Below are 15,605 nucleotides of genomic sequence, written 5' to 3'. Positions count from 1 at the left end.
GAAAGAAGTGGCAGGTATTAATGTCCTTTCGGATACCCTCAAGGGTGGAAATAAATTGGAAAAAACACTAACTCTTAAGGGAAAAGACGTGGCAGACAGCTCTGAAAACGCTGCTGCAGCGTTTGCTGCGATGCTTGGTAGCTCTATGAATTTGCACGCAGATTCGAAAGGGCAGAACTCCTCTACAGCAGGCCAAGAATCTGAAGAAAAACAGAGCGCTGATAATCCTGTGCAAAGCGTACAGAATCAAAGTATGCTAGGGTACGGTAATTTTGCGCTTTCATTTGTTTCGGAGCCCATGCTGCAGAGTGACCTTCCGGCAGGCAAGGAGGCCAATTCCGGAGACGTTGTGAGCCGGAGGAATGAGAATTTATCATCTGCTAATTCAACTTTGGCCGATGCGTCTGTTGTTTCGGCCATCAATCTTGGATCAGCAAAGTTGAATCTTTCTTCGGTATCAGATGAGATTTCTGCGCAATCAGGGATGACGACGCTTAAACCTCAGGGGGATAACCCCGGAATCACGGAGTTGGATAAATATAGACAGGTTATTGCAGATCTTTTAGTAGCACTCTCTGGAGAAATCTCGGAGGCCACTTCAACAGGGACTCTTTTAAGTAGGGGCGATTCAGAGAACTCGATTCTTTATCAGGAAACGATGAGGGTTGCTCAGGGTTGGATGACCGCTACGGGCGACGTCGCTAAAGACGATCCGCTTTCGAGTGGTAATCTTACGGACGGCCAAATTATTAGAGGTCAAGCAACGGTGAGTGAAGAGACAGCTAAGGCATTGGACCTCTTAAAAACACTCTTCGAGACGTCTGGGGGAAGCACAGCCTCATCTTTCAAGGGGAGTCCCCTAAGTTTAGAAAGCAAAGAAATTAAATCGTTGCTTAACGATTTAACCACAGGAATTGGAACCAGCGATCCAGCGTTAAAGTCGAAGATAGTGACCCTGCTAGCAGCCCTAAACCCTAGCCTAAGTCAAGGAACTAAAGATGTAAAAGGGTATCAAGGGATGAATGAAATAATTGACCATGAGGGTAGCCTTACCGTAACTGCGGCTAAAGGGAGTTCGGAACCCTTCATAAAACAATTGAAGGAAACTGACTTTGACGCTGTCAAAACGCAAGCGAAAAACAATGTGTTTCTTAGAGACCCTCAGCAGAAATTTGCTGGAGCGAATTTACAAGAGGAAAAGAAAACATACTCCAGCGAACTCGCTGAGGTGAAGGACTCGAAAATTCAGAATTTAAGCTCAGGCGCTGAGGTTGCTAGCAAAATCATTGCAGTAAACGTTTCGGATGGGAAAACAGTCGTTAGTCCGGTATGGGAACAGATCTCCACCGTACTTCGTGAGCAAGTTAAGAGCAGATCACAGGATTTGAAACAACTGGACATTCAGCTGCATCCGGAAGATTTAGGTAAAATCCAAATCAATATACACTGGGAGAATGGGCGGGTCCATTTACAGGTACACACTTCTGACGCAGCAACTGGCCAGATTCTTCAGAATCAACTTTCAGATTTGCGTCACACCCTTACTGGTCAGGGTGTGAACTGTGGTTCGCTGCAAATGGGACAAGGTGGGGATCAACAAAAGAATCCTCAAGGGGATGCTTCACAAAGGACATTCAAGCAAGGCTCTGATCTTAATGAGGATGAAGACCTAATGCCAGCCACCAACCTCTCACTTGAACAGAAAGAGATCAACCTGATTAATGTCACGGCTTAGGAGGCAATAACATGAGTAACACAATTAGTGGGACAAGTTCTACAACTAACACGGGCAGTACAACGAATACGAGCACAACCGCGGGTGATTCGTTAGGGAAAGACGATTTTCTCCAGTTATTAGTGGCTCAGATGCAGAATCAAGATCCCTTGAATCCAACGGATAGTAAAGAGTCTATTGCCCAATTGGCTCAGTTTAGCGCTTTGGAGCAGATGACCAATATCTCTACATCCATGGACGCCTTGAACGCAACTATGACCTATCAGTCCCAACTATCGTCACTCTCACAAGGGGCAGCTCTGATCAGCAAATGGGTGGGCGGAGTAGATACGGATGGAGAGACTACTATTGAAGGAACGGTTGAAGCTGTGAATTGGCTCGACGGCGATCCTAAGTTGCAAGTTCGTAAGGCAGATGGAACTCTTGTGGATTTGGAGTTGGGACTGATTACATCGGTTCAGGATCAACAGCCTAGTACTAATGATGATACTACAGATACTGCAGATACTGCAGATACTACAGAAACTACAGATACTGTAGATACTGCAGCGGGGGCTGTATAATGAAACTTTTCTAAGGGAGTTTTTTACATTAGGAGAAGTATAGACTGAACTTTATCCAGTGGCGGTTAGTCGTCGGATAACATAAATGTCTGGTTTTTGTGGTCACTAGAATACAAAGAGGAGGAATATCGATTATGATGCGTTCGTTATATTCAGCAGTTTCGGGATTAAAGAATCATCAAATTAAGATGGATGTTATTGGCAATAACATTGCTAATGTCAACACAACGGGTTTTAAAAAGAGCAGGACGACGTTTGCTACTACACTGAGCCAAACTCTTCGGGGTGCATCCGCATCGTCGGCGGATGCCACTGGAATAGGAGGGACGAATCCAATTCAGATTGGGTTGGGATCCGCCCTCAGCTCTATTGATCAAATGATGACCCAGGGAAGTGCATCGTCTACGGGAGAAGATTCGGATTTGATGATCAATGGGCCGGGCTTTTTTGTTTTGCAGCAAGGATCGCAAACAGTTTATTCTCGAGCGGGTGCCTTCCATACGGATAGCGATAAATATTTAGTTGATGCAGCAGGATCAAAGGTATTGGATGGTAATGGTGATCCAATTAAAATGGAGGATGATACAACAAGCTTTACCATTGATTCTGCGGGAGCGATTACAGAGATTGATTCGGACGGAAACAGTACTACAGATAAATATATTCGGCTGGCAACGTTTGCAAATGATACTGGCTTAACAAGTATTGGCGGAAGCTATTATACACCATCTAACAATTCCGGGGACCCTGTTTTCTATAGTGCTGATGATGCGGGCTATCCCGCAGGAACTACGTTATCTTCAGGTAATTTAGAAATGTCCAATGTTGACCTATCTTCGGAATTTACGGATATGATCATTGCCCAGCGTGGCTTTCAAGCGAATTCACGGGTGATTACCGTTTCAGATAGTCTTTTAGAAGAACTAATTAACCTTAAACGCTCATAATACCTGCTTTAACTTCATTGCGAGAAGACGGGGGGGGCCTCATGCGCTTAATAGGAACAGCTGCGTCAGGGATCCGTGCGCAGCAGGTTGCGATAGATACCATAGGAAATAACATAGCTAATGTGAATACACTGGGATTTAAAGCGAATCAGGTCGATTTTGCTGAGGCTTTATCGACAGAGATACTTGCCAGGAACACAAAAACCGGAGGAAATACTGACGTAACGACTCTAGACATAGGGTCTGGGATAGTGTGTAATGCCATTGGAACGAATTTTCAACAAGGCACACTTACCCAAACGGATCGTTCTTTAGATCTAGGGATAGATGGAGCGGGGTTCTTTCAGGTCAGGACGCCTGACGGAACGATGGGCTATACCCGTGTTGGAGCTATGCAAGTAGATGGGTCGGGGCAACTTTCTGATATGCAGGGAAATATTGTACAAACGAATGGTTTGATTCCTTCAGGGGCTACGGAAGTGGCAGTTGCTGCGAATGGTGATATAACCGGAGTTAGCGATGGAGAAAATATGACATTCGGGCAGATTGTTTTAGTAGGATTTCAGAATCCTGAGGGGTTACTAAGAAAAGAGAACAATCTCTTTGTGCCGACTGTTAATTCAGGCGAACCACAGGTTGGACAACCAGGCAGCACCACAGCCGGTAATCTGGTACTTGGAACGATTCGCGGTCAGTCTTTAGAGCAATCAAATGTCGACTTGGCTACCTCAATGACGGATCTTATTCAAGTCCAGCGAGCTTATCAAGTGAATGCCAGGTTGGTTCAGGACGGTGATCAGATGTGGGGCATTGCTAATGCCTTGAGGAGGTAAGGAGAATGTTCGGTTGGTTAGACGGGCCAGTATTAAACGTTTTGCAGAAAGGACTGGATGCTTCGAGTATGAGGCAGAAGGTGCTATCTAATAACGTAGCCAATATAGATACCCCACAGTTTAAACGTTCGGATGTTGATTTCCAAGTGGTTCTTGGTGCTGCCTTAGGAGAAAAGAGTACAGCCTTGCCCATGAAGCTGACGGCTCCAAAGCACATCCGCGGTATTGGCGAAGGTGATGCTTCGGGGATTGAGACGGATTATTCAACTGCATTGCGTAATGATGGAAATAACGTGGATATCGACCAAGAGATGTCCTATGTAGCTGAAAATGGGCTGTACTACAATTCCCTTACTCGTACTATCTCTTCTCAACTAGGATTGCTGAGGATGGTTTTAAAGTAAGGGCAATCTCAGAAATTCTTCGACAATTAGAACTCGAAGTAATTAACAAAGGCGGGGTATAACATGATACGAGGATTATACACTTCAACCACAGGAATGTTGGCCGCGCAAACACAAAGCGAAGTTATTGGGGATAATGTTACCAATGTGAAGACACCCGGTTATAAAGAAGAGCTGTCTAGTAATATTTCTTTCCCTTCGATGCTGATTCAACGTATGGGAGGAAACCAAGCTTCTGAAGTTGTAGCAGTTGGTGGCATGGGGACGGGGGTAGGAGTTGATCGTCTCACTCTGTCAAATGTTCAAGGATCTTTAGACACGACGGATATTAATACGGACTTGGCCTTAAGTACACCAGGATATTTTGTAGTCCAAACGCCGGCGGGAGAACGCTTTACGCGTGATGGGCATTTCCAGAGAAATGCCGATGGTATGCTTCAATCGCCCGACGGGTTTGCTGTCCTAGGAGTAAATGGCCCAATAGGGCCTCTTAGTTCTGATTTTGAGGTAAGCTCAGATGGCACAATTATTGATCATGGACTAAGCCTTGATCGCTTGCGAGTGGTAGAGATTCCGGAAGATGCGTTGCAACGTGAGGGGCAGTCATTATATAGTGCGACTCAACCGGTTCAAGTTTCGGTCGAGGCAAAAATTAAACAGGGAGCGGTTGAAGCATCTAATGTCGACCTTTCAGGACAAATGGTTCAAATAATGTCTGTCATGAAAGCCTATGAAGCAAATCAAAAAGTGATTCAGACTCAAGATGAGATGTTAGGAAAGGCAGTTAATGAGGTCGGGAAGATCTAGTTGTGAAGGATGTGTCAGGATGGCTGTTCAAGTCGTTGTTTTTACCTTAGGTCTAGAAGAGTATGCTATGCCTATCGAGGTAGTTCGTGAAATTACCCGTTTAGGAGAGGTGCGTGCAATTCCCAAAGCTCCTCCATACGTGCGCGGCCTGATTAATATCCGCGGCATCGCCATTCCTCTGATTGATTTGCATGTGCGGTTCGGGATTGAGAGGACGCAAACCACTACTATAACAGATGGTAAAACTCCTAAAGAAAATGCCTTTGCGTTAATCACTGAAGTTCATGGAAATAACGTGGGTTTTGAGGTGGACCAAGTTCGCGAGGTTAGGATTTTGGAGAACATTGATCCCCCCCCGCCATTGGTTACAGCATCCTTTATCGCTGGAATTGCAAATCTTTCGGAAAGGATGATCATCCAACTTATTCCAGAACAGATCTTGGAAAGTAACGAAATCCAGAGACTAAGTCAAATCACTGCAAGGTAGAAGCAATTGCTTTTTGGAGACCTATTTAAAGACAGTGAAAGGAGGTATACTGGAATATGAATGCCGCCCAAATGTTTCTTTTGTTGCAATCTCAACAGATGAATGCTGCTTGGCAGACGGCTCAAACGGAACAGACTGGGTCGTCTATAGCTGATGGAATGGGTAGTTCAAGCTCGCTGCTTTTTGCTGCGTTACTTCAAGCGGCTATTGGAGGTGGGACGAATGCTTCCCATGCTGTAGCGCCGGTCGATAGCTATACCGGAGCCTCTGTCGATCAGATGAAGGGTGAAAGTGTTGGTTCTCTAGGAAATGTTATTAATTCGATGGCCCAAAAATATGGAGTTGATCCAAACCTTATTCATCAGGTTGTCAAAGCAGAATCAGGGTTCAATTCAAAGGCAACGTCATCAGTCGGAGCAATGGGCTTGATGCAGTTGATGCCAGGGACAGCGGCTTCCTATGGAGTGCAAAACGCCTACGACGCGACACAAAACTTAGATGGAGGAACGCATTTCTTAAAAGATTTACTCGATCGTTTCCAGGGAAATGTTCCGTTGAGCTTAGCGGCTTATAATGCTGGACCAGGGGCGGTGGATAAATACCAGGGAGTCCCACCCTATAAGGAAACACAGGCCTATGTGCAGAAAATCATGGCGGGGTTGAATCAAAAGGATTGGAAAGTTTAATTATGAAGAGCCTTCTAAGTCCAGAAGGCTCTTTGTTGTTCAGGCATCCAAATTTCATAACATAGGCTAAGTAGCTAGTATTCTTGATACCGGCTAGGGATACTGAGGAATTAAAATTCTTCAGTTACAAGAAATATTGACTTTAGCACAAAAAATATATAGAATCTGCTTAACTTAAGAAGTGTTACTAAATTAAGGAGGATTACCATGGCGATTTGGAAATATTCCCAATGTCGTGCAACTTCTGAGGGCCGTTGTCGTCCTAAAGTTTCTCCGAGCTGTGGTGCTGGCAAAGAACAGATCGTTAAAGCGGAATAGGACTCAAGAGGTAAGAAATGATAGACTACTATCGTTATCTATGGAGTACGACGTGGCCGAATATGATCGTGCTTTTTTTGATATGGGGGGGCGTCCTCTCTCGATTAGGTTGGAAAATCCTGAAGATGTGGCGTTATGAGCGCGATGCTTGGGGTTTTTTGTTGCTGACGGGGAAAGTTTTAGTCTGGGCTGGGGTTTTAGCAATTTACACAGAACTATTATTTTTTTCCCAGCCAGATTGGTTGGCCCAACCAGGTTTTATCCAAGGTTCGGTTCAGGGAAAAGCTTATGATTCAGGCTCAAGGTCCTATGTCTTAGATGTTCGTAGTGGTTCAGAACAAGAACAGTTCTATGTCGACCAAATTGTTTATGAGCAAATTAAGGTGGAAGACCAGGTTAAGCTGATGTATCTCCCGGAACGTCGAGAGGTTGTGCGCTGTGAGCTTGTGGGAAGTTTGCTTTAGGAAGCAAATTCTACTAAAATAGGAGTACAAAGTAAGAAGGAGTGCTTTTTTTTGAGTTGGGACTGGTCTTTTCAGTTTTCTATGGTGAAAAGATTGGTTTGAGGAGCTAGAATACGTTATAATTCAGACTAGTTTCAGTAAATTTAAGCTAAAACCTTAAATTTCACAAAAAAAGTTATGGCGTAATATGCTATAATGGGAATAAGATAGGGTAAGAACATGATGCGGAAAGGAGAGTGGGGATATGCGTGTTCAAAAAGTTAACGAGCATACCATCCGCATCTTTATCTCCTTGACAGAACTAACTGACAGGGATATTACGATGGCTGATCTGTTTCAACGATCAGCGAAGACGGAACAATTGTTTTGGGAACTCATCGCGCAGGCAAGAGAAGAAGTAGAGTTTAATTTAGATCAGCCCTTTTGGATTCAGGCAACTGTGGCGACGAATGACGAGTTTGTGATCACGATCATGAAGCAGGAAGAACAAATCGAGGGGTTTATTAAAGATAAGGCCGCTCGTAAGTCCTCTAAAGGTCGTGTGACGGAATTGGTTTATGCGTTTGCCGACTTTGAAGATGTCTTATCCGCAGTGCGGCGCTTACCTGAATTTAATCAGTTGCGTTCAGGCCTTTTTGAGTTTGAAGAAGAGTACTACCTTGTCTTGAACCGTATGGGAACGGGTAAAAAAAGACTTTTGGCAGAGGCAATACTGGATGAATACGGAGAAATTGTAGCCACGACTGGTGTTTTCCTGTCTGAACACGGGAAAATTATCATCCCAGTAAAGGCTGTGCAAACGCTTAATGCTTCTTTCAATAAGCCTTCACTCAGCTAAATGGAGAAGGCAGGAATAAGAAAAAGGGAAGCAAATTTTGCTTCCCTTTTCTTATTTTCGATGGTTGCCACCACCATGTTTCATTTATGCATATATATTATATGTAGATAAGTGAAGTTTAAGCTCTTGATTAATTCGCCAAATTTCAGTTGGAGTTATAAACTCCAACTGAAGTAAGTTTTCGTTAAGTCCAGTTTAGAGAGAATGGATCTTACCCACAGGAAAAGATAGCTGGAATTTGGCGTAGACAATGGATACAAACGGCTTTACCTTTAAATTTATGAACTTTTATGGTTTTACCGCAAAAGATGCAGGGCTGGAACTTTTCTTTTGTGAGAGAGAGCCTATCGAACGGAATAATAATAGCCTGACGAACTGGTTGCTTAAGTGGGGGGGTTGAACTAAGCTTGGACATCAAATACCTCCTCGAAGTAACTTATGTGTTGTTATTATCATATGCCAACTGTGATGTCGAAATCCTAAAAAGTGTGCGGGCCGGATTATAGAAAATTGGTCGATAATCATTATGGCCTATAAGGAGTGGCAATCGGTGGATCAAGAGAAACAAAAGCGGTTGAGGGCACTTCCTGCTGTTCACGAAGTGATTTCTCGGCTGGAATACGAAGCGGAATTCAGTCCGTTTTTGACGAATGAAAGGCAGTTACCTCGTTTAACGCAGGGCGTTCGACAGGTTCTCCAAAAAGCAAGAGAAAATGTCAATCGAAATTTTTCGGATTCCTTTGCTGAGTCGGAATCTTCCCTCTGGGTATGGTTGAAAAGCCAGCTCTTACAGGAGCTGACCCATCCAGAAACTAGTTTGCGGCGTGTTATTAATGCCACTGGGGTCGTTTTACATACGAATTGCGGTAGGGCTTTACTTGTACCAGAGGTCGCACGTTTTGTTGCCGAACAAGCTGAAAGGTACAGTAATCTTGAGTTGAATATTGAGTCCGGGGAGCGGGGGTCGCGTTATGTTCATGTTGAATCGCTACTCTGTCGTCTGACTGGGGCAGAAGCGGCTATGGTAGTTAACAATAATGCTGCAGCGGTTCTTTTGATGATGAATACGTTTGCCCAAGGGAAAGAAGTCATTGTTTCGCGTGGCGAACTGGTGGAAGTTGGCGGGTCATTTCGGATTCCTGAGGTTTTAAAAGCCGGGGGGGCCAAACTTGTCGAAGTTGGAGCGACGAATAAGACTTGGCTTAGAGACTACGAAGCAGCTATCGGACCAGAAACAGCGCTGATTTTAAAGGTGCATACTAGCAATTACCGGGTTGAAGGATTTACCCATTCCGTTTCGGGAACAGAGTTGGTGGAGCTCGGTGAAAAGCGAGGTTTGCCCGTCATGGAAGATTTAGGAAGTGGAAGTTTTCTTGATGGGACAAGTCTTGGATTTCCTATCGAACCGACTATTGAGCAAACGGTTAAGGCCGGGCTTTCCCTCGTGACCTTTAGTGGAGACAAATTACTTGGCGGTCCACAGGCTGGGATTATCGTAGGCAAGCGAGCGTTTATCGAACGTTTGAGTGCGAATCAGTTGACTCGGGCGTTGAGGGTCGACAAATTGACCTTAGCAGCCCTCGAAGGGACCCTGCGTTTATATGAAAATGGAGGGATAGCTGATATCCCCGTTTGGAGAATGCTCTCCCTCCCTCTGGATACTTTGAAATCGGTCGCGTTTGAGCTTAGAGCAGCGTTGCAGTCGAATCAGGCCATCGTCGCAGAGTTGAAAGAGGATGTCTCTCAGGTGGGTGGTGGGGCATGGCCCACAGTTGGGCTCCCAACTTGGGTGTGCGCCATCCGTCCAAAGAGTGGAAGTGTCATTGAGTTAGAGAAGTTTTTGCGTCTAGGTCCGGTGGCTATTCTGACTCGAATTCACAAAGATTGGGTGCTTATTGATGGGCGAACTTTGTTGAGTGGGGACGTTGCAGAAATTGTACGGCGTTTAGAAGATTGGGGCGAGGAAGCTTAAGAAACTTCCTCGGGTTTGGGTTGACGGGGGAGTTTTGACTCTGTTTGCGTTTATGGACGCAAATGTGCTTGGAGGTTCTTTATGCAACTAGGACGGATCTTGGTTGCGTCGGTTTGGAAAAATTGCGATTTCGAATTGAGCATGGTAAAATACCCACGTATACAGGAATGGTAGTGGGGGGATAGATATGAAAGATCCAATGCAAACTATGGCTACTTGTTTTGAACAGGTGGCTTTATTCTTTCCGAGCGGTAATCCAAAGATTCAGGAAAACTTTGAGCGGCGTGCAGCTTATCTCGATACTAAGGATTATTTCAGGGATAGTTTGGCTGACACTTTAAAAACGTATCATACTCATTTAGGGGCCAGTGTGGAAACCCAACGGATGATTGAAGAGCTTAGACAAAAAGAAACGCTTGTGGTGATTACTGGTCAGCAGGCAGGGATTCTGACTGGGCCGTTGTATACCTTATATAAAGCGATGACTGTCATTCGGTTGGCTAAAGAGCAACGTGAAAAGCTGGGCCGCCCGGTTGTGCCAATTTTTTGGATTGCCAGTGAAGATCATGATTGGTTAGAGATTCAGATGACTTCATTTTTAAATTCAGACGGGAAACTACTCCTTTGTCGTCTGCCGGGCGATGGGGGAGGGGAGTCCGTTGGAAATCAACAGGTTCCCTCATGGGAAACGATTGAAGCCCAACTAACGGGGATACCGGACAGTGAATTTCGCTCGTCTGTGCTAAATCAATGTCGCAACTTTGCGGAGCAGGCCGAGAATTTGACGCAGTGGTTTGTGCTTACCTTACAATGGTTGGTCCAAAAGTGGGGACTTATTTTCTTTGATCCCTTGTTGCCTGAATTCAAGCGGCTCGCGGCTCCGATGTATGAGCAGATTTTGAAGATGCACGTCGATGTTCGAGCTGCCTTGGCTCAACGGACGAAGGAATGGGTTAACCTTGGTTTCAAACCCCAGATCCAGCCAACCGGTGGGGAGGTTAATCTTTTTCTTGCTGTACCAGAACGAAGGGCGATCCTGCGTAATGATCAAGCATTTTATTTAAGAGGACAAGAGGGACAGTGGGATTTAGATGCCCTCAACCTTTTATTAGCTCAAGAACCGGAGCGTTTTTCCCCTAATGTGGTGACCCGTCCGATTGTTCAGGAATATCTGTTTCCGACCTTGGCCTATGTTCCAGGACCAGGTGAACTAAATTACTGGGCCCAGTTAGGTGAAGTCTTCTCAACCTTTGGATTCGTTATGCCTATTCTTTACCCGCGTCTGTCTGCCGTTGTGTTAACAGCATCCTGGCAGAAATCTTTAAGCAGAGAAAGGTTAACCCTTGACGATGTTTATCGTGGCTTGGAGGAACACCGTGCACGCTGTGTGCGAGAAAGCGATACGCAAGACATCGATCAGCGCTTAGAGCGGTTGCGTTTACAAATTGAAGAGGGATATGCGGAACTCGAACCCCTGGAAGAGATCCATGCCAATGTCCATGAATGGTTGGTTCGAAATGAACAGAAAGTTAAATTTCAGTTAGAGTATTTAAAGAAAAAGGTTTGGCAGGCGCAGCGCAAACGATGTCGTGAAGCGCTTAATCGTTTGCAACAACTCGAGGATGGGATTACCCCCAATCATAGTAGACAGGAACGTGTTTTAAATCCCCTGAGCTTTGTCACGCTTTACGGACTTAGTTTTGTAGATCGGGTTGCAGAACTCCCTATGACCGGAGATTTTTCGGAAAAGCAAATATATTTATGATTTTGGTTTAATAAGAAAGACGTTAATTGTAACTAAAAAATCTAGTGACCAGGATTATTCACTCAGTACGGAGGCGAATAATCCTTCTTTATTATTGTAAATATTTTTACAAATTTTCTATCATATAAACTAAAGTTGGTTATAATAGTACAAAGATGTTGAATGATGGAGTTGGTAGTGTGCGGCGCACGATGAGTTTGATCCTCCTGGCAGTTGCTTTATTGGGAATTTCGACAGGGGGCTTTTTTTGGTATACAGGGTTGAGCGGAGCTAGGACTAGCGGTATATTACCTGATTCTAGTCCTATAGACTCCCCCAATGATGGTCTGTCAAAACGAGTTAGTGTTTTACTCATTGGTGCCGATCAACGACTTGATCAGGCAAAGTATAATACCGACTCATTGATTTTAGCCAGCGTTGATCCGGAAACACAACGGATTAGCCTGCTTTCGATTCCTCGCGATACAAGGGTTGCTGTGCTAGGGCATGGCTACGTTAAGATAAACTCTGTCGTGGCATTAGCTGATTTGCCCACTTTGCAAAATACGGTGGAAGAGCTGACGGGCGAAACGATTGCAGGGTATATCCAGACGAATTTCCAAGGGTTTAAGCAAGTTATTGATACTTTAGGTGGAATTACGGTTAATGTCGAGAAGAATATGTACTATGAAACAGGTGATATTGAAGATGGGTATATTAACCTTCATAAAGGCGTGCAGCGCTTAGATGGCGCTAAAGCGTTACAGTATGCCCGTTTCCGTTACGATTCTTTAGCAGATATTTCACGGACGGCAAGGCAGCAAGTTGTTCTGAAAGCAGTTGCCCAAGAGATGTTTCAGTTAAGCACTGTTCCCAAGCTTCCCGTCCTTATTCCACAGCTGATGCAGGCGGTAAAGACTAATTTAGCGAAAAGGGATATTTTGGAATTAGCCAAGGTTGCCAGCGGGTTTCAAAGCTCAAATGTGATCTCCCAGACATTACCCGGGTCATTTCTGGATCTGGATGGGGTAAGTTACTGGAATGTCGACCCTCTGGAAGTAAAGACAGTGGTTAAAAACCTATTACTTGGAGAGACAACAGATAAAATTATTGACGAAGAAGAAGTGGATTTATTAAAGCCTGTCACTCCGACTCCCAGTCTATCACTGCCGAAAGTCCCTGGTAACAGCCAGGATCCAAATGGGCAGAAATCTTCGGGATATCAGCTATTTCAATCTGAAGAATAACTAGTTCATAAGGGTTAAACATAATTAAGTCAGTTTTCTGTGGCCATCCATGTTATAATCTTACTAAATTAAATAATGGTTCTGAAAATGGCAAACTTAGCGAAAGCTAAGGACGCAAAGCCATAGATCGTACAGGGAAGGCTGACGACAGCTAGGCTACCAAAAATCTGCTTTTTTTGCCATACCTTTTTTTAAGTTGTATGGCATTTTTAATTAAAAAATTCTTTTTGAAATAACAAAATATTCCATTGCAAATGAAGCATTATAAGCTGGTAAGAGGTGGACTAAGGGAGAGGAATATAGAACTGAGTTACTAACGTGTTGCAAACTTTAAGTCAGAAGGCTGGATCATAGAAAGAGGTAAATTTCAGAAAGAGGGGCGATTCACATGCGAGAAGAAGTTGTTCAGGGACATTCTTTAGAAGAAATTAGACAAGATTGGGCGTTCAAACTCAAGCTTTCACCAGAAGATATTACGCTTGAAGTGATAGAGAAACCTGGATTTTTCTCTCGTCAGTGGAAAGTCCGCCTAATTTGGGATGACCAAAGCGGGCCAAATCTAGTATTGCCTTCTAGCCAAGCTGTCTGGGATGGGAGTAAGTATGTTATTGTCCTAGGAGAAGGGGTCAAACAGTTTCGTCCTTTTTTACTAGCTGGTGAAGTCTGGTTTAATGGTAAACGCCAGGATAAACCGTTTCGTGTTAGTTTTGGAGAGCGGGTCGAATTTCTGCCCAACGTCTCAGTGGGGCAATTGACTTGGGATCTGCAAATCCTGCATCAGGGGTTGTCTGTGATAGTTAAAGTCAAGCATGAATTACCCGGGCACTATAGTCTTGGTGATTTCCCTACCCTGGAAGAAATCGATTTAAAACAATATGTCACCTGGCAGAGCTTACCGAGCCAAGGGAAAATTTGGGATGAAGAAAAGTTGAAGTTGGATCTAGAACAATTAAAGGTTGTTCATGGCTTTCGACCTGAGAGCTGGTCGGAGATCATGTCGGTCAAGGGTGTTGGTGAGGTTGTTGTTGCAGAAGCGACATTGCCTGTGCTGCCCGAACACGCTCAATTAGTAGACTTAGTTGGTAGTCCGCAGATGCTCTCAGACACAGGGGAGGAAAGCGTTGATTATTTTGCTTCGAAAGTGCAACTGGTTGAAGAGGGAGCGGTTCTCGCTCGTAAAATTCCGGGCAAGCCAGGGGTTCCAGGAAAAGACGTGTTCGGAAAAATCCTTCCCGCCGCGGGCTTTAAGGATTTCCAATTTAGGCTAAAAAAGAACGTCTATCTTTCAGTTGATGGGCTGGAAGTGGTCGCTGCATGTGGCGGACAACCTGTTCGTCTGGATGAAAGAACCTACATGGTTGAAAATGTCTATGTTCTCCATAAGGATGTAGAGCTGGCAACGGGAAGTATTAACTTTCCAGGTGATGTTTTTGTGAATGGGAACGTTCAAGATGGGCTTCATGTTTTTGCTGGGGGAAAGTTAGAGATTAAAGGATCCGTTTCGCATGCAGAGATTAGGGCTGAAAAAGGAGTCAAGATTTACCAGAACCTTGTCGGCGGAAAGGTTACTATTGGAGGAAAATTTGTGGTTCGTTCGAAACTCCTCCGCAGCGTGTCCGAGCTACGGGATCAATTAAGCGTATGTTTACAGATGACAGCAGAGTTGATTAAGGCACCTGGGGCTATCAATTTTAAACCAGGACAATGTCTCAAACTAGTTATGGAAAGACAATTTCCCGACCTTCCCAAATTGGCTAGTAGTGTGGAAAAGTTTGTGTTAGAAAATAAAGATGACGAATTGATTACGCAGGGTTTCATAGTTTCAATCCGAACTTCCAAACATTTTTTGGCAGGACTAGGGCCATTAGATCTACAAGCGGTCCCTTTTTTGCAACGAGTCGATCAAGCCCTCGAACAATTTATAGAAAAAGTTTCTGTTGAGGTTCCGGAAAAACTTAGTTTGGTGGTCAGTTATGTACAATCAGCAGTCATTGAATGCGGTGGATCATTTGAATGTACCAAAGGGGTCTACAATTCGAATATTCGAGTAGAAGGAGATATTGTAATTGAGGGCGTATGCCGGGGAGGCAAAATCTTCGCCGGAGGGCAGGTCCGTATTGGAGAATTAGGAGGCTCTGGGGTTAGTTCAACCTTTGTTCAAATTAGTTCCGATAGTCGTCTTTCAGTGAAGTATTGTCATCCCAATGTCATCATTGCCGTGGGAAAGGAAATTATTCAGATCGAGGAAGCATACCGGCAACTGGAGATCTACAGGGAAAATGGTTTTATTCAAGTCGAAAAGGTGCGGGCGAACCCCCTTTAAACTTAAAACACTTGGTTAGCGGTCGTTTATTTTCATACGTACCATCCTAGATAGTCCACTAATGGCTTTGCTTTCAATCAGTGTATCCTTGCAACCAAGCGACGACGCACCTAATAAATTTTTTAAATGGGTCTGTAGCTTGGTGCCGTACGGGAGCTTTTCTTTAACTGCGTATGGGATTATGTTACACTTAGGGCAAGTATAATGGTTATTAGCATTTTTAAGTTTATATGACTT

The 15,605-nt window shown here is 44.4% G+C and carries 16 protein-coding genes and 1 riboswitch; of the genes, 15 read left to right on the top strand and 1 reads right to left on the bottom strand.

Features of this window, described 5'->3' with window-relative positions:
- Positions 1-7 precede the first annotated feature (7 nt).
- The 15 genes from DOT_RS23155 (at position 8) to DOT_RS23080 (ending at position 15,368) form a co-directional block, all read left to right on the top strand.
- Positions 8-1,735 carry a flagellar hook-length control protein FliK gene (locus DOT_RS23155; RefSeq protein ID WP_009623967.1) on the top strand — a complete coding sequence of 576 codons (1,728 nt, stop codon included), beginning with the start codon at positions 8-10 and terminating at the stop codon, positions 1,733-1,735.
- Positions 1,736-1,746: 11 nt separating this feature from the next.
- On the top strand, positions 1,747-2,298 hold the full coding sequence (locus DOT_RS23150) for a flagellar hook capping FlgD N-terminal domain-containing protein (RefSeq protein WP_009623966.1): 552 nt from the start codon (positions 1,747-1,749) through the stop codon (positions 2,296-2,298).
- A gap of 134 nt (positions 2,299-2,432) precedes the next feature.
- Complete coding sequence (locus DOT_RS23145) at positions 2,433-3,245, top strand: flagellar hook-basal body complex protein (protein WP_009623965.1); 813 nt, start codon at positions 2,433-2,435, stop codon at positions 3,243-3,245.
- 41 nt (positions 3,246-3,286) lie between these two features.
- Entirely contained in the window at positions 3,287-4,078 is a 792-nt protein-coding gene (locus DOT_RS23140) for a flagellar hook-basal body protein (protein WP_009623964.1), read from the top strand.
- A 5-nt stretch (positions 4,079-4,083) separates the two neighbouring features.
- Positions 4,084-4,482, top strand: a complete 399-nt coding sequence (gene flgB / locus DOT_RS23135) for a flagellar basal body rod protein FlgB (protein WP_009623963.1) — start codon at positions 4,084-4,086, stop codon at positions 4,480-4,482.
- 63 nt (positions 4,483-4,545) lie between these two features.
- On the top strand, positions 4,546-5,289 hold the full coding sequence (locus DOT_RS23130; RefSeq protein WP_009623962.1) for a flagellar hook-basal body protein: 744 nt from the start codon (positions 4,546-4,548) through the stop codon (positions 5,287-5,289).
- Between the two features lie 19 nt (positions 5,290-5,308).
- Positions 5,309-5,776, top strand: coding sequence for a chemotaxis protein CheW (locus DOT_RS23125; protein WP_009623961.1), 468 nt, complete (start codon positions 5,309-5,311; stop codon positions 5,774-5,776).
- A 56-nt stretch (positions 5,777-5,832) separates the two neighbouring features.
- Complete coding sequence (locus DOT_RS23120; protein WP_009623960.1) at positions 5,833-6,462, top strand: lytic transglycosylase domain-containing protein; 630 nt, start codon at positions 5,833-5,835, stop codon at positions 6,460-6,462.
- A gap of 207 nt (positions 6,463-6,669) precedes the next feature.
- Complete coding sequence (locus DOT_RS23115) at positions 6,670-6,780, top strand: hypothetical protein (RefSeq protein ID WP_040413345.1); 111 nt, start codon at positions 6,670-6,672, stop codon at positions 6,778-6,780.
- A gap of 17 nt (positions 6,781-6,797) precedes the next feature.
- Positions 6,798-7,244, top strand: coding sequence for a hypothetical protein (locus DOT_RS23110; protein ID WP_009623959.1), 447 nt, complete (start codon positions 6,798-6,800; stop codon positions 7,242-7,244).
- Between the two features lie 244 nt (positions 7,245-7,488).
- Positions 7,489-8,082, top strand: a complete 594-nt coding sequence (locus DOT_RS23105) for an adaptor protein MecA (RefSeq protein WP_009623958.1) — start codon at positions 7,489-7,491, stop codon at positions 8,080-8,082.
- A gap of 550 nt (positions 8,083-8,632) precedes the next feature.
- On the top strand, positions 8,633-10,054 hold the full coding sequence (gene selA / locus DOT_RS23095) for an L-seryl-tRNA(Sec) selenium transferase (RefSeq protein WP_009623956.1): 1,422 nt from the start codon (positions 8,633-8,635) through the stop codon (positions 10,052-10,054).
- 187 nt (positions 10,055-10,241) lie between these two features.
- Complete coding sequence (bshC, locus tag DOT_RS23090; RefSeq protein WP_009623954.1) at positions 10,242-11,819, top strand: bacillithiol biosynthesis cysteine-adding enzyme BshC; 1,578 nt, start codon at positions 10,242-10,244, stop codon at positions 11,817-11,819.
- A gap of 155 nt (positions 11,820-11,974) precedes the next feature.
- Positions 11,975-13,045: an LCP family protein gene (locus DOT_RS23085; protein ID WP_009623953.1), complete on the top strand. Its 1,071-nt coding sequence runs from the start codon at positions 11,975-11,977 to the stop codon at positions 13,043-13,045.
- 79 nt (positions 13,046-13,124) lie between these two features.
- Positions 13,125-13,209, top strand: a riboswitch (cyclic di-GMP riboswitch).
- A gap of 224 nt (positions 13,210-13,433) precedes the next feature.
- Positions 13,434-15,368: a FapA family protein gene (locus DOT_RS23080; RefSeq protein WP_009623952.1), complete on the top strand. Its 1,935-nt coding sequence runs from the start codon at positions 13,434-13,436 to the stop codon at positions 15,366-15,368.
- Positions 15,369-15,383: 15 nt separating this feature from the next.
- Here the strand turns inward: DOT_RS23080 and DOT_RS31495 are convergent.
- On the bottom strand, positions 15,384-15,605 hold a 222-nt coding region (locus tag DOT_RS31495), incomplete at its 5' end, for a hypothetical protein (RefSeq protein WP_040413344.1).

Source organism: Desulfosporosinus sp. OT, assembly GCF_000224515.1.
In the GTDB taxonomy this organism is placed as follows: Bacteria; Bacillota; Desulfitobacteriia; order Desulfitobacteriales; family Desulfitobacteriaceae; genus Desulfosporosinus.
Note: the sequence above shows the minus strand (reverse complement) of the source record. Positions and strands in the feature narration are given on the sequence as shown.